This is a genomic window from Paenibacillus sp. FSL R5-0749, from assembly GCF_038595085.1.
In the GTDB taxonomy this organism is placed as follows: Bacteria; Bacillota; Bacilli; order Paenibacillales; family Paenibacillaceae; genus Paenibacillus.
Window position 1 is genome coordinate 2,199,741 of record NZ_CP152005.1, and the last position, 14,847, is coordinate 2,214,587.

Annotated in this window: 13 protein-coding genes; 9 read left to right on the forward strand and 4 right to left on the reverse strand. The window is 47.2% G+C overall.

What is annotated here, in order from left to right; all coding sequences use genetic code 11:
- Positions 1–143: 143 nt before the first annotated feature.
- Positions 144–1,298: a class I SAM-dependent RNA methyltransferase gene (locus MKY85_RS09920; RefSeq protein WP_310336624.1), complete on the reverse strand. Its 1,155-nt coding sequence runs from the start codon at positions 1,296–1,298 to the stop codon at positions 144–146.
- A gap of 238 nt (positions 1,299–1,536) precedes the next feature.
- Here MKY85_RS09920 and MKY85_RS09925 point away from each other — a divergent pair, with 238 nt between their 5' ends.
- A complete protein-coding gene (locus MKY85_RS09925) occupies positions 1,537–2,169 on the forward strand; it encodes an O-methyltransferase (RefSeq protein ID WP_339241119.1) in 633 nt (210 codons plus the stop codon).
- 242 nt (positions 2,170–2,411) lie between these two features.
- On the opposite strand, the gene MKY85_RS09930 is transcribed toward MKY85_RS09925, so the two are convergent.
- Positions 2,412–3,623 carry an asparaginase gene (locus MKY85_RS09930; protein ID WP_339241122.1) on the reverse strand — a complete coding sequence of 404 codons (1,212 nt, stop codon included), beginning with the start codon at positions 3,621–3,623 and terminating at the stop codon, positions 2,412–2,414.
- Positions 3,624–4,109: 486 nt separating this feature from the next.
- On the opposite strand from MKY85_RS09930, the gene MKY85_RS09935 reads away from it, so the two are divergent.
- Positions 4,110–5,330, forward strand: a complete 1,221-nt coding sequence (locus MKY85_RS09935) for a cytochrome P450 (RefSeq protein ID WP_339241123.1) — start codon at positions 4,110–4,112, stop codon at positions 5,328–5,330.
- 94 nt (positions 5,331–5,424) lie between these two features.
- On the opposite strand, the gene MKY85_RS09940 is transcribed toward MKY85_RS09935, so the two are convergent.
- Positions 5,425–6,636 carry an MFS transporter gene (locus MKY85_RS09940; RefSeq protein WP_339260246.1) on the reverse strand — a complete coding sequence of 404 codons (1,212 nt, stop codon included), beginning with the start codon at positions 6,634–6,636 and terminating at the stop codon, positions 5,425–5,427.
- 204 nt (positions 6,637–6,840) lie between these two features.
- Between MKY85_RS09940 and hemE the strand changes: the two genes are divergently transcribed.
- From hemE to MKY85_RS09970, 6 genes are all read left to right on the forward strand, one after another.
- Complete coding sequence (gene hemE / locus MKY85_RS09945; RefSeq protein ID WP_342572496.1) at positions 6,841–7,905, forward strand: uroporphyrinogen decarboxylase; 1,065 nt, start codon at positions 6,841–6,843, stop codon at positions 7,903–7,905.
- A complete protein-coding gene (gene hemH, locus MKY85_RS09950; protein ID WP_339241128.1) occupies positions 7,898–8,848 on the forward strand; it encodes a ferrochelatase in 951 nt (316 codons plus the stop codon). Before hemE ends, hemH begins: the two co-directional genes overlap by 8 nt.
- On the forward strand, positions 8,848–10,272 hold the full coding sequence (hemY, locus tag MKY85_RS09955; RefSeq protein WP_091017551.1) for a protoporphyrinogen oxidase: 1,425 nt from the start codon (positions 8,848–8,850) through the stop codon (positions 10,270–10,272). The genes hemH and hemY overlap by 1 nt, the downstream gene beginning before the upstream one ends.
- A gap of 304 nt (positions 10,273–10,576) precedes the next feature.
- Positions 10,577–11,869, forward strand: coding sequence for a CapA family protein (locus MKY85_RS09960; RefSeq protein WP_339241130.1), 1,293 nt, complete (start codon positions 10,577–10,579; stop codon positions 11,867–11,869).
- 24 nt (positions 11,870–11,893) lie between these two features.
- Positions 11,894–12,646, forward strand: a complete 753-nt coding sequence (locus MKY85_RS09965) for a glycerophosphodiester phosphodiesterase family protein (protein WP_253433275.1) — start codon at positions 11,894–11,896, stop codon at positions 12,644–12,646.
- A 46-nt stretch (positions 12,647–12,692) separates the two neighbouring features.
- On the forward strand, positions 12,693–13,325 hold the full coding sequence (locus MKY85_RS09970; protein ID WP_339260250.1) for a fumarylacetoacetate hydrolase family protein: 633 nt from the start codon (positions 12,693–12,695) through the stop codon (positions 13,323–13,325).
- A gap of 135 nt (positions 13,326–13,460) precedes the next feature.
- On the opposite strand, the gene MKY85_RS09975 is transcribed toward MKY85_RS09970, so the two are convergent.
- Complete coding sequence (locus tag MKY85_RS09975) at positions 13,461–13,868, reverse strand: hypothetical protein (protein ID WP_342572497.1); 408 nt, start codon at positions 13,866–13,868, stop codon at positions 13,461–13,463.
- Positions 13,869–14,255: 387 nt separating this feature from the next.
- Here MKY85_RS09975 and MKY85_RS09980 point away from each other — a divergent pair, with 387 nt between their 5' ends.
- Entirely contained in the window at positions 14,256–14,813 is a 558-nt protein-coding gene (locus MKY85_RS09980) for a MarR family transcriptional regulator (protein WP_339260255.1), read from the forward strand.
- Positions 14,814–14,847: the final 34 nt, after the last annotated feature.

The following is a 14,847-nucleotide window of genomic DNA, read 5'->3' on the forward strand; positions in this document are numbered from 1 at the left end:
ACCTCATGGGTTTTCAACTACGCCTCTGGTAGAATCCATTCGTGGTCGATTAAAGGTGGATGAAGGAGAATTCATATGACTAGAAAAGCGCACAAAAAAGCGCCCCGGCCATGAGTGGCTAGAGCACTTTATAGTTGGAACAATTATGAAGATTGTGGTGTTTTATTTCTTGGAGGTAGTGGGCCCAAATACTGATAGTACTGGGTTTCAATGCGTCCGTTGAACAATTTGCGACGCTTGTCTGCCTTATGACCGAAATATTCTTCAAAGGCTTTAGTTGACGTAATTGCAAAGAAGGACCATGTTGGCATGTCGAGATAACTGCGCCCTAAAGAGCGGAGTAACTTCTGAACTTCTTTTTCTTCACTTAAACGTTCACCATAAGGAGGGTTGGTGATGATAACACCATATTCGCCTTGTGGTCTTGCGCGATGAGCGGGCAGAACACTGACTTCAATGTCTTTGGCGAAACCTGCGCTTTTGATAGCAGCCTGAGCTACTTCAATCGCTTCCGGATCGATGTCACTACCTGAAATCTGTAACGGGACATCGTCTCGCACAGCATCGAATGCTTCTTCGCGCGCCTGTTCCCACAATTCTTCAGGAATGACAGCCCAGTCCTCAGAGTTGAAGGTCCGACGGAGTCCTGGTGCAATGTTCCAGCCAATCATGGCGGCTTCGATCAGCATTGTGCCTGATCCGCAGCATGGATCATAGAAGGGACGGGATACATTCCAGCGACTGAGCTGAATCAGAGCTGCTGCAAGTGTTTCTTTGAGTGGCGCTTCGGTGACGAGTTTACGATAACCCCGTTTGTGCAAGCCTGGTCCGGTCGTATCCAATGTAAGCAAGGCGCGATCGTTCAGCAAAATAACTTCAATCACATAGCGAGACCCATCTTCGGGGAACCACTCTGTATCATAGGTTAACTTCAGTTTCTCTACGATTGCTTTCTTCACGATCCCTTGTGATGCAGGCACACTGCTTAACTGGGATTTTTGAGAGCGACCTTCTACAGGGAATTCGCCGTCGGCTGGAATCCACTCTTCCCAAGGAAGTGCTTTGGTGCCTTCAAACAATTCGTCAAATGTCGTGGCAGGGAATTCACCCATTTTCACCAATACGCGGTCCGAACTTCTCAGCCACAGATTACAACGGCAAATATCAATATAATCTCCTGTGAAGAAAACCCGGCCGTTGTCGATCGTAACATCTTCATACCCCAGTTGCTTCAGTTCCCGGGCGACAACGGCCTCGAGTCCCATCGCCGAGGTTGCAATCAATTGCAATTGAGCCATGTGATTCATTTCAACTCCATTTCAAGCTGGAGAAGGATATCCTTCTCTCTGCTGTATAGTGACGGTGCGGCCTTGCCGCTTTCCGTGAAAAAACTTACAATGAGAAATGCGGTGAACGTATGCATTCCTCTTTCGAAGTGATGCACCAGTCAACCGCCTGTGTTGATAACAAACATTTATTATAGAACATTGGCATCCATATGGAAAGCAGTCCAAGTGTCCAAGGAGGATTTTAGTGGTGAATCTGACCCCTGATGAATATGTAAATCAATTATTTCAAGAGGATGACCTTTTGCTAAAAGTGAAAGAAGCTATCCGTTCGAACGGTATGCCCGAAGTTTCGGTGGCTGCTGCATATGGACGATTGCTCACGTTTCTAGCCAAGACATCCAAAGCAGAAGCTGCGCTCGAAATCGGTGTGCTGGGCGGTTACAGTGGGATCTGTATTGCACGCGGTTTGCGTGAGAATGGAACCCTGACTTCGCTGGAACTGAAAGAGGAATATGCGGCAATGGCGCGTGGACATCTGGAAGAAGGCGGCTTTGGCGAAAAGGTGGAGTACCGCATTGGACCGGCGGCAGGCAGCCTGGAGCAATTGGAACAGGAGGGTCGCACATTCGATTTCTTCTTTATTGACGCAGATAAGGAGAATTATCCGGTATATCTTGATTATGCCATTAAGCTGGCCCGGCCAGGTGCTGTTATTGTAGGCGATAATTGTTTCCTGCGTGGTCGTACGCTGAATCCGGACAAGCAGGGTCCAGCAGTGCTTGCTGTTCGTCGCTTCAATGAACAGATGGCAAGTGATCCGCGCCTGGTGACGACGATGTTACCGGATTACGATGGGCTGGTACTTGCCTGGGTGAAGTAAAAGTGGATATTTCCTAAAGATAAAACTCCGATGGAACACGATCTCGCGCTTTTATGTTGTGAGGGGGATCGTGATCGGAGTTTTTTAGCCGTTTTTAATATTGGCCGTGTATATTCTGCTCATTGCAATCCTGGTTTTCTTGATTTTTTTGAGCATACACAAAGAAGAGACGACACACCTTGAATCACAGGGAGTATCGTCTCTTTCTTTGCATTTACAGATATTGTTGTAGTAATTCTTTCTTATACTTCAGGTGTTCCGTACGTTTCGAACCATTTTTTGATGGTGTCAAAATCATCACTGAAGGACAAGCCCAGCATCAATAATACACGAGCTTGTTGTGGACTCAGGTTGTCGCCTGCAATAATGCCTTTGCCGCCGCCGTATACACTTCCCGAACCCGTCCGAGTGGTGGTCACGAAAATGACACCTTCTTCGATGGCTTTGGTACGCGCTTGTCCCATCGCTCTGGAGATGCCGCCAGCTCCGGTACCGGAAGTCACGATTCCTTTGGCGCCGCTATTCACGAAACCTTCGATCGCCCCGCCTCCAGCTTCTTGATACGAGATCGCAATTTCAACTTTGGCCAGATCTGCCTTTGTGATTTTACTTAGATCAAATACGGGCTTCGCTGTGCCTTCAGGTTTCAAGGCACGTGCAGGAGCGCGGTAGATTCGAATGTTTTCTTCATCAATATATCCTACAGCGCCGAGCATTGGGGTTTCAAACGTATCTGTCCGATAATCATTGGTCTTGGTTACACCACGAGCAAGCTGGATCGTGTCATTCAACATGAGTACAGTGCCGAATGAAGTGGTACGACCACTGCCTGCAAGCTTGATTGCGTTGTACAGATTGGCTTGAGCGTCAGAACCGATGACAGTCCATGGACGCATGGAGCCTGTGATCACGACCGGTTTGTCACTCTGAACCGTCATATCAAGGAAATAGGCGATTTCCTCCATGGTGTCTGTACCTGTAGTAACGACAACACTGTCATACATTGCAAGAGCTTTATCTACCGTCTGCGACAAGTCATAGAGGTCGGCCATACTATAGGAACCCGAACCTGAGTTTCCAAATTGGAGTGTGCTAACATCAGCAATCTTCTGTTTATCCGGTAAGGCGTCTACCATCTCTCCAATGGGAAGTGTACCTGCCTTATAATTCTGGAAGCTGGTGGCATCTTCGGATTGTCCGGCAATCGTTCCGCCCGTTCCGATTACCAGTACATTCGGAAGTGCAGATTGTTTGGAAGAGTCCGGTATTGCAGGGATGGATGTATTGCGAGCCGGCGTAGTGGTTGCTGTTTGAACAGCGCCTGTTGTGCCTTTCACCTCTACCGTAGCTGCGTGTGCAGCGTAGGTACCAATGGGTGACAACGAGATGGTTAGTGCTGTTAAAGCTGCGGTACTCCATACGGCCCAGGGACGAAGATTGGATGTTTTACTCATGAATAGCACTCTCCTTCAAGTTAGTGTGATGTTAAGTTTGTTAAGAAGAATATGTATACCATTTCAAATCGATTGTATTCCATGTTAAGTAATATGACAAACATAGATATAGGCAGAGTAATCGGTTACATTCATAGATAATGAGAGTAAAGTGATTGTTTATAAGCAATTATGAAATATTATTCATTTTGGTTGAGAGAGAAAATAGCCGATTTTGGTAGTTTTGAAGAAGTTAAACCCCTTTTTATGTTAATTAACATTACATAATGAGTCTTTTGTCCTGATAAAACGGAATATTGCGATAAAAGAATGTCGAATCGGGACGCATATCAGTAGTGGGTAACAGAAGGAGAGGGTGATAGCAGCACATATTAGGTAATGGGGCTCAATTACGGTCTAAAGATTGGTTTCGTTATAGAGTTATGTTTATAATAGGGATGATCAACATATGTAAATAAATATATAATATTGATTGGAGGAGAAACGATGAAACAGGCACCGAGAAAGTATGCGAATTACATTCCGATTCGGGAACTGGAGACTTTGGAAGAGAGGTTATCTCCCTTCAAGGTGTATGCAGAACTTCGTGATAACACTCCAGTCCGATATGATGAGCATCGAGAATGTTGGGATGTTTTCGGTTATGAAGATGTGAAGTACGTATTGAAAAACCCGAAACTGTTCTCTTCTGCTCGTGATCGTGCCAATACGAGCATGTTGACGACAGACCCTCCCAAACACAAACAGCTGCGTGATCTGGTGAACCAGGCGTTTACACCCAAGGCGATTGAAGCGTTGGCTCCGCGTATTCAGGAAATCACGAATGAGTTACTTGCTCCGCACCTGTCAGAAGGATACATGGAACTTATTGATGACCTTGCAACGCCATTACCCGTCATTGTGATTGCAGAATTAATCGGAGTCCCTGCGGCGGATCGTCAAAAGTTCAAAGATTGGTCTGATGTATTGGTGAAAGGTGCACGTGATGATAGTGAACAGGCCTTTCAGGAGTTACTGGAGGAGAAGAAAAGAAATATGCAGGAGCTGCATATCTATTTTACTGGCATTATGGAAGAGCGTCGGTTGCAGCCAGAGGATGATCTGATCTCGTTATTGCTTGCTGCGGAGATTGAGGGTCAGAAGTTGACTGCAGATGAGGTGGTGGGCTTCTGCATTCTCTTGCTTGCGGCCGGTAATGAAACAACCACCAACCTGATTACCAATGCGGTTCGTATATTGTCTGAACAACCCGAGCTACAACAGGAGTTGCGCGAACATCCTGAACGGATTATTTCTGCAATTGAAGAGACACTGCGATATTATCCGCCAATTGTTGCTATTGGGCGGGTCGCGAAGGAAACTGTAGAGTTGAATGGTCAGACGATTCAAGCTGGAGAGCAGGTGATTTCCTGGGTAGGAGCAGCCAATCGGGATGGTGCCCAATTCGAACAACCGGAAGATTTCATCTCTGATCGCAAGCCGAACAGACATATGGGATTTGGATTTGGCATTCATTTTTGTCTGGGTGCACCACTCGCTCGTTTGGAGGCAAGGGTCGTTCTTCATACATTGCTTCATCACATGGAGCACATCCAGCTTGTGCCAGGGACAGCTCTGCAACCGATACAAAGTGCTTTTGTGTTTGGGGTGAAGCATTATCCGATACAATTCAATCTAATAAATAAGAAAATAATGAAAAACACATGAATGAAAAAAAGCCGCTTTCAGGCCAACTAGGCGCTGGAAGCGGCTTTTTTTAGATGGAACGGTGATATGGACTAGTTAAGAAATAGATGGGTAATCAGGATTTCTGAATAGAAGCAGGTTTATTATACAATTTGAATCTGACCCAAACCATATTAAGCAGCAGCAGTCCGCCGGAGACGATAAACAGACCTTCGATTCCGATGAATCCTGCCATGAAACCTCCAATGATCGCTCCAAGCATGTTGCCTAACGCAAGGGTGCTCGTATTAAAACTGAATGCACGGCTAATCATGCTATCTGCTGTATAGGAACGGATCAAGGCATTGACGCTCGGAAGCAGGCCACCCATGAACACACCCATCATGAATCGGACAAGAATGAGCTGCCACACGGTCTGAACAAATGCCTGCGGAATAAGCATGAGTCCTGTTCCGATGAGGGAGAACGTCAGCACCTTGTGAGGACCTATCCGGTCACTCAGCTTCCCGAGAACAGGAGACATGGCCATATTGGATAGTCCCGTAACTGCACCGACAAGTCCCGCCCAGAAGGCCACATTTACATCCGAAGCATGCAATTTTTGCACATACAGCGGCAAGAGTGACATGGGGCTAATCATCGCAAACTGCAGCAGGAACGTCACAGCAAACAGTGCCGGAAGTTGGGGTGACTTGTTTAATTCCTTCAGACCGGACAATACGGATTGTGCCGGCAGTTTGGCTGCTTCTTGACGGTCGAATTTCTCTCTCACCAGGAACATGGCGAGCATGGAAGCAACAAAGATTAGTCCACCTGTAATGTAGAAAATAGGGCGGAAGCCTACTGCATCAGCCAGCAAGCCGCCAATGAGTGGACCCAGGATTGTACCGGCAACTTGCCCGGACTGACTGATTCCCATGGCGAAACCCATGCGGTCTTTCGGAGTGGTACCCGATATCAGCGCAACAGCTGCTGGGTTAAAACCGGAGATTGTACCGTTAAGCAAACGCAATAAGAGAAGCTGCCAGGGGTTCTGTGCCAGACCCATAAGGGCAATTACGATGGCCATCCCGAATCCCGAACGAAGCAGCATAACTTTACGACCATACTTGTCCGACAACTTGCCCCACAGCGGTTGAAACAAAAATGAGGTGAGGAAATTGGCTGCAAAAATAAATCCCGCCCAAATGCCAATTTCATGTTCGCCAACAACGCCAAGATCTCTCGCGAGATACAGGGACAAAAATGGGGTAATCATGGTCATGCCCGAATTGACCAAAAATTGTCCGAACCAAAGCACAATGAGGTTTACTTTCCACGTTTTCAAAGTGCTTTCACTTCCTTTCAAAGATATTTCTGTAATTCTCTAAAAAAATCGATTCTTTCATTATAACACAATTGGCATATGGGGGATGAGTGTAAGGAATGTCATAGTATTGTCACGTAGAACGCATCCGCATGTGGTTGTTACAGCTGTTTAAAAAGGGCATAATGGTAATTATGAGTCCAAAAACTATTGGAGGCTTCTTACATGAGCTATAATGATCGACTGATTCGGGCAAGTTTCAAACAACAGGTAGACCGCGTCCCGGTATGGTACATGCGTCAAGCCGGACGTTACGATCCTGAATATCGCAAGATTAAAGAAAAGTACTCCTTGTTAGAAATCTGCAAACAACCCGAGCTGGCGGCTGAAGTTACACTCATGCCGGTACGCAAACTGGGTGTAGATGCGGCTATTTTGTATTCCGATATTATGAATCCGGTTGCCTCATTGGGCATTGATTTTGACATTGTTAAAAATATTGGACCGGTAATCGATAATCCTATTCGTTCAGCTGCAGATGTGGATCGACTACGTCCCATCGACGTAGAAGGAGATCTCTCACATATTCTGGAGACTATTCGAATTCTGGATAAGGAGCTTGACGTGCCTCTGATTACGTTTGCGGGTGCGCCTTTCACGATTGCGAGTTATCTGATCGAAGGCCGACCTTCGAAAGGTTATATCCGTACCAAAACGATGATGTACAGCGAGCCTGAGGTGTGGCACAAACTGATGCAGAAGCTTGGTGATATGGTTATTACATATGTCCGTGCGCATATTGCGAATGGCGGCAAGGCATTCCAGTTGTTTGACAGTTGGGTTGGAGCACTTTCTCCCAAAGACTTCAGAACATATGTGTTGCCTACGATTACCCGTATCTTTACCGAATTATCGGATTTGAATGTACCGAAGATTTATTTCCCTGGTGTCGCTTCGGGCGAATTGTTGCCAGCGCTGCATAATCTGCAAGCCAATGTAATTGGATTGGACTGGAGAGTATCGATTTCGGAAGGGCGTAAACGACTTGGCGGCAAATTTGCCGTACAAGGCAATCTGGACCCTTATTTGCTGACTGCACCGATGGAATTGATTAAGGAACAAGCCAAATTGATTATCGACGAAGGGATCAAGGAGCCGGGGTATATTTTCAATCTGGGGCACGGACTATTTCCTGAAGCCTCCCTTGATAAGCTCAGAGAATTAACGGCTTATATTCATGAGTATTCTGCCGAAGCATTAAAGACAGGGGTGACGATTACTAATGACTAATACTGTAGGTGTACTGGTGATGTCGTATGGCACACCAGAAAATATGGAAAGTGTTGAAGCGTATTACACACATATCCGCAGGGGGCGTCCGCCTGAACCGGAGCAACTGAAAGAACTGACGGATCGATATGAAGCCATTGTTGGCGGTGTATTCCCGCTTCGGGAGAACACGGACAATCAGGTCAAGGCTCTTCAGGAGACTTTAAACCGCGATGAGCGTGGCGCTGATGTGGAATTCCGTTGTTATCAAGGACTGAAGCATGCCTATCCGTTTATTGAGGACGGCGTGGAACAGATGGCGAAGGATGGAATTCAGACTGCAATTGGTATTGTACTGGCTCCTCATTTCTCCACAATGAGTGTGGGCAGTTATATCAAACGTGCGCGTGAAAAGGCAGAAGAACTGGGCATCCATATGTCCTTTATTGAGAGTTATCATCTGCATCCGAAATTAATTCAGGCGCTGTCCACGCGTGTCAGTGCCAAGTTGGATGCGTTTGAGGAAGCTGGAGCAAAACGTGGGGACGTGAAGGTTTTGTTCAGTGCTCACAGCCTGCCGGCACGTATTGTGGAGATGGGTGATCCGTACCCGCAACAACTGCTGGAGACTTCGGAAGTGATTGCCTCACGTGTAGGAATAACCAATTGGCAATTTACGTGGCAAAGTGCCGGACGAACAGCTGAGCCTTGGCTCGGACCGGACATTCTGGATACGTTACAGGAACTTTCGCGTGAACAGGTAGAGGATGTACTTGTGGCACCAATCGGGTTTGTCTCGGATCATCTCGAAGTACTCTATGATCTCGATATTGAGGCCAAATCGATTGCCAAAGAGATCGATATGCGCCTGATGCGTATTGATTCTCTTAATAGCGATCCTCTATACATGGAGACGTTAAGCGACGTTATTATAAGCCAATGGCAGCAAGGGTCGGATGAGTAATGGGTGATAAGAAACGCCGTGTTGTTGTCGTCGGCGGTGGCCTCACCGGCCTCAGCGCGGCATTTTATATCCGCAAGCATTACCGGGAAGCGGGCGTTGAACCTGTGATTACTCTGGTCGAGAAAAGCTCGTCCATGGGGGGCATGATTGAGACACTGCACCGGGATGGATTTGTGATTGAAAAAGGGCCGGATTCCTTCCTCGCTCGCAAAACAGCAATGATTGATTTGGCTAAAGAATTGGAGATTGATCATGAGCTGGTCAGTCAGAATCCGGAGTCGAAGAAAACGTATATCATGCAGCGTGGCAAGCTTCATCCTATGCCAGCAGGACTCGTTCTCGGTATTCCTACAGAATTAAGACCGTTCCTGAGAAGCGGGCTTGTCTCTCCGGCAGGCAAACTGCGGGCGTTGATGGATTTTGTCATCCCGCCTCGTCGTACAACAGAGGATGAATCGCTCGGTTATATGATTGAACGCCGTCTTGGAGCTGAAGTGCTGGAGAACTTGACCGAACCACTGCTCGCGGGAATCTATGCAGGTGATATGCGGAGATTAAGCCTTCAGGCTACATTCCCGCAGTTCGGCGAAGTAGAGCGGGATTACGGCAGCTTGATCCGGGGCATGATGACAGGTCGCAAACCGGCTGAGACGCATACCGGAACCAAAAGGAGCGCTTTTCTGAACTTTCGTCAGGGACTGCAGAGCCTTGTTCATGCACTTGTCCATGAGTTGCAGGATGTGGATCAACGTCTGAACACCGCGGTGAAGTCATTGCAACGTCTTGATGGAACGCAGACCAGATACCATGTTGAGCTGGAAAATGGTGAAATGCTTGAAGCTGATGATGTAGTGGTTACTGTGCCGACATATGTCGCGTCAGATCTGTTGAAGCCTCACGTGGACACAGCGGCACTGGATGCGATTAATTATGTATCTGTGGCCAATGTAGTGCTCGCTTTTGAGAAAAAAGAGGTGGAGCATGTATTCGACGGATCGGGTTTCCTTGTTCCGCGGAAAGAGGGTCGCAATATTACGGCTTGCACGTGGACATCGACGAAATGGCTGCATACCAGCCCGGACGATAAAGTACTGCTCCGCTGTTATGTCGGTCGCTCGGGTGACGAACAGAACGTAGAGCTTCCAGACGAAGCGTTGACGGATCTGGTTCTCAAAGATTTGAGAGAGACGATGGGTATCGAAGCGGTGCCGATCTTCTCCGAAATTACAAGGCTTCGAAAATCCATGCCTCAGTATCCGGTGGGACACCTCCAACATATTGCCTCCCTGCGTGAGGAACTTGGTAGCAAGTTACCGGGTGTGTACATTGCAGGTGCAGGTTATGAGGGCGTAGGCTTGCCGGATTGCATCAAACAAGCGAAGGAAATGTCTATTTTGGCAACACAGGCGCTTGTAGCAGATTAAGTACAGCAAGAGAGCTGTCTCACCGTAGGATTATCTACTGGAGAGATGGCTTTTTTCATATGAAGATCTGGAAGCTAAGCGAGTTTATCCCCTTTCAATCGATGCAGTTCCAAGGAAAGATGGAAATCCAGAATATGCCTGATATAATGGTATGTATGGCTGTGAAGAAGAGGAGTTGCTTATGTATCCCCCAAGATCAGATCGAAGTGTAGAGAGAAAAAAAAGAAAGCGCACCCGTGATAGAATCATCTGGACAATTAATCTTTTATTGATCATGACAATTGGTCTGGTGGGCATTTTTTATGTGATTAACACACGTCAGCAACAGGCAGACCAGCCGGTGAAGCAGCAAATTGTTGATCAGGATCAGCCTTCCATTGGAGACGATGCCAAAGGTGGGGATCAAGTAAGTTCTCCAGACTCGGAGGAGACTGATGAGGCTCCGGAAGAAGACGCCGAAGCAACGAATGAAGAAACAACAGCAGATGCAGGTGATTCATCCGGCGTAGCGAAACCTGATACTTCAGGCAATACCAATAATGGGAAAGCCGAATCCGGAACGAAAAAACCTGCTACAGATTCGACGCCGTCCGGCACCAAGGGAAATGCAGGTGCGGATACCGAGTCAGGGACATCGCAACCTTCCAATTCAGCGAAGGATGTCACCATTAATTTTGTCGGGGATATTCAATTTTCGGGCAAAGTTGCTGAACTGCTGGATAAGAACGGTTATGATTATCCCTTTGCTAAACTCGGCAGATTATTCAAGGATGATGATCTTACCATCGGCAACTTGGAGACACCGATAACCCTGGGAGGTACGGGGGCAGCAGACAAAACATATGTATACAAATCTTCGCCCAAAGCATTGGCGGCAATGGCCTCTGCGGGTTTTGATGCTGTCAATTTGGCTAACAATCATATTCTGGATCAGGGTGTTGAGGGTTTGGTAGATACGTTAACCTATCTCAAGGAATATGGTATTGCTCACACCGGGGCTGGCATGAACAGGGATGAAGCGTATGCACCAGCGTATCTGGAACGCAAAGGTATGAAGATTGCATTGCTTGGGTTCTCCCGTGTTGTACCGGAAACGAGTTGGAAGGCTGAGGGCAATCGGGCTGGCGTGGCTGAAGCCTATGATTCCACAGGAGCGGTCAAAGCGATCCAGGAGGCCCGTAAGAAGGCTGATCTGGTAATCGTGGTTGCGCACTGGGGCGAGGAACGTGTAAGTACTCCGAACAGTGACCAGACCCGATTGGCTCATGAGTTTGTGGATGCTGGCGCAGATCTGGTCATAGGTGGTCATCCTCATGTGTTGCAAGGGTTGGAGTATTATAAGGGGAAATGGATTGCATACAGTACCGGAAATTTTATTTTCTCCAGATCAACCACCGAAGAGACATGGAAAACAGCGGTATTTCAGGCACGTTGTACTCCTGATGCAGCTTGCAGCATGAAAGTCATCCCTTATGAAGCGGCGCTTGGTCAGGCCATTCCGATGATTGATGAGGCAAACAAACTGCTGCTGCAACAGATGGCAAAGCTTTCGCCAGGCATTCGATATGATGGAAATGGAGTCGCTTCGCCTAATTAATAATCTTTTTGAGGAGGGAATCGAATGAACAACCTTTGTGTAGCGCACCGTGGATTTTCTTCTATTGCACCAGAGAATACGATGGCTGCGTTTCTAATGGCCATGGAACGGCCTGAAGTTCAGTGGATGGAGCTGGATGTGCAGTTGTCGCGTGATGGTGTGCCAGTGATCATTCATGATTTTACAGTGGATCGTACGACGAATGGCAAGGGTCTGGTTCGGGAAACCGATTGGGCTGATCTGCAACGTTTGGATGCTGGAGCATGGAAAAACAAGTCTTACAAGGGCGAACGGATTCCGGCGCTAAGTGAATTGTTAGATCGCTCGTGCGGCAGAGTACGTCTTAACATTGAACTGAAAACGCAGGGAGACATGTACCCGGGTCTGCCTGCGGCTGTTATACATGAAGTGAGAAAAAGACATATGCAAAATGATGTGGTGATCACCTCATTTGAACCAGCCGCTCTGATCGAAGTGAAGAAACTTGCACCGGAGATCCAGACGGGGCTGATTATCGATGCACGACCAGGTGATCTGTTAACTGCCCTGCAGCAGATGAATTGTACATTTCTCTCCATTGGATACACCAATGTAGACAAATCCTTAATGAACGAGATGCGGAGTGCAGGTATTCGGGTGATGGCCTGGACAGTAGATGACAAGACCATTATGAAGAAACTGGCCGCAGTTGATCCAGAGCTCATGTTATGTACGAACCGTCCTGACGTATGGGAGCTGGCATTTCAGGAGACGAGCAGCCGATTCTTCAGACCGTAATTACTCTAAATGCACTATTGAATCCAATAAAGGTGGTAATATACCCATGTTGACTAATATTCGCAATGTATACTGTGTAGGACGCAATTATAAACTTCACGCGGAAGAATTGGGTAACGCGGTTCCGGATGAACCAATGATCTTTATGAAACCTTCTCATGCAGTCGTGCCCCTGAGTGGTGAAACGCTTGAATTGCCTGCTACCAAGGGTGAAGTTCACTATGAAGCTGAGCTGGTCGTGCAGATCGGCCGGGCTTATGAGCCAGGTATGGCGGTAGATGAGCTGGTGGATGCGTATGCGTTTGGTATTGATTTTACGTTACGTGACGTACAGTCCGTGATTAAGAAAAAGGGCCACCCGTGGACAGCGGCCAAAGGATTCAAAAATTCGGCTCCGGTTACTGCATTTCAGGCGTTCCCGGGGGTGGCAACACTGCTGGAGAAAGACTTTACGTTGACTAAAAACGGTGAGGAAGTTCAACGTGGTAACATTCGTAACATGATCTTCAGTTTACAGGATATTGTGGATTATGTAGGTCACCATTACGGCCTGGGGCAGGGAGATGTCATTTTCACAGGAACACCGGAAGGTGTTGGACCAACACAAGCAGGAGATGTGCTCGAACTGGCATGGGACGGCAAATCCTTGGGTGCATGCACGATTGGGGCAGGGCAATAAGGATTACACAGTACAGATCATACCTGCTTGAGAAGTAGAAATGTTATAGGGTACAGGAAAGGGGCGTGCATACGCTCCTTTTTGTTATGTTATTCATGGCATTTTCACATTTTCATCGTACAGGTAGGTTTTTAATTACGTCAGATTATAAGCTGTATTTGCGCTCTGCGTGACCAACTCTTCCAGTTCGGCTTGGTATGCAGCGTGTTGCTTCGAGCTGATACTTCCACTTGCGAGTCGCTCATCAAATTGCTCTCTGAGCTGTCTTACTTGTATAGCAATCACCTCATCCAAATTCCCCCTGTTTTCTTCCGTAATCGTTCTCAGCGACTTACCGTTGTAGAGCTTCTGATACAGATCCTCTTCTGAAGACTGATTAAGAGCGCTGAGCAGTTCGTCACTACTTCCCTCACCAGGATCCAGGTCAACGATGGACCATTTGGCAGTAGGTATGGGGGAGACGGCAGATTGGCCCCATGCTGTTCCGGCGAAGGACATGGTGACAAACATGGTGCCTATAATAATGACTCGTTTCATATTCATATGCATATTCCTCATTTCTGTAGTAGAGTACGAACGAACTGATTCGTAGCTTGTAGTAGATGTATTTGTTGATGTATCGATCTGTGAATAGTGTAAACGGAGAACCTGAAGTGAAACTTAAAACGGAATAAATAATTTAGCCCGACAGAGAACGACCTTAAAAGAAGCATACTAACATAATTCACACTTGACAGGTTGGGTTAGTTGGTTATATGATGATCTCAATTATTTTAATACTCATTAAATGAACAGTGAAATAATTTGAACTGAAAATAAATCGAGCTGATTGGACCACCAAAGGCTCCCGGGACTCCTCCACAATGGAATGTCTACGGGGGCCTTTTTTCGTGTGCTATTGAGGTTTCAGACGATCAAGGAGGTAATGAGATGAGTGATAGAGACTGGGAAGCGTTGGAGCGGACGGATTGGTTATTTCGCAAAATGGTCAGACGATTCGTCAAGGAGCGGGATCGCATATCTGTAGAAGGCATCAGCCTGCCGGGCATGCTTATCCTGCACAAGATCATTCGTGAGGGAGAACAGCGTCTTGGAGATCTGGCAGAACAGTTGGACTTCACATCGGGTGCCATTACAGCTCTGACCGATAAGTTGGAGAAAAAGGGACTCACCATCCGCAGACGAAAGGAAGACGATCGCCGGACGGTTTTACTGGACATCACATCCAGCGGGCGGGAGATGTATGCGAGAAACAGCAACATCGGTGCCCGATGTATCACGCTTCTGTTTGAGGGTTTTACGGCGGAGGAACTGGAGCAGCAAAGTCAATTCTACGAGCGGGTAGTAGCGAATCTGGAGGGATTCTCGGACACAGTGCTGGAATTGGCGGAGAGCAACGGGATACAAGAACATGATAGCTCCTCCACAAGTAACTTTGAGCAGAAGCAACGGAACAATACCGGGAAGAGTAACTATCTCAGTTATTGAGGTTGGATCACAGTAATGACATTTGATATACCAC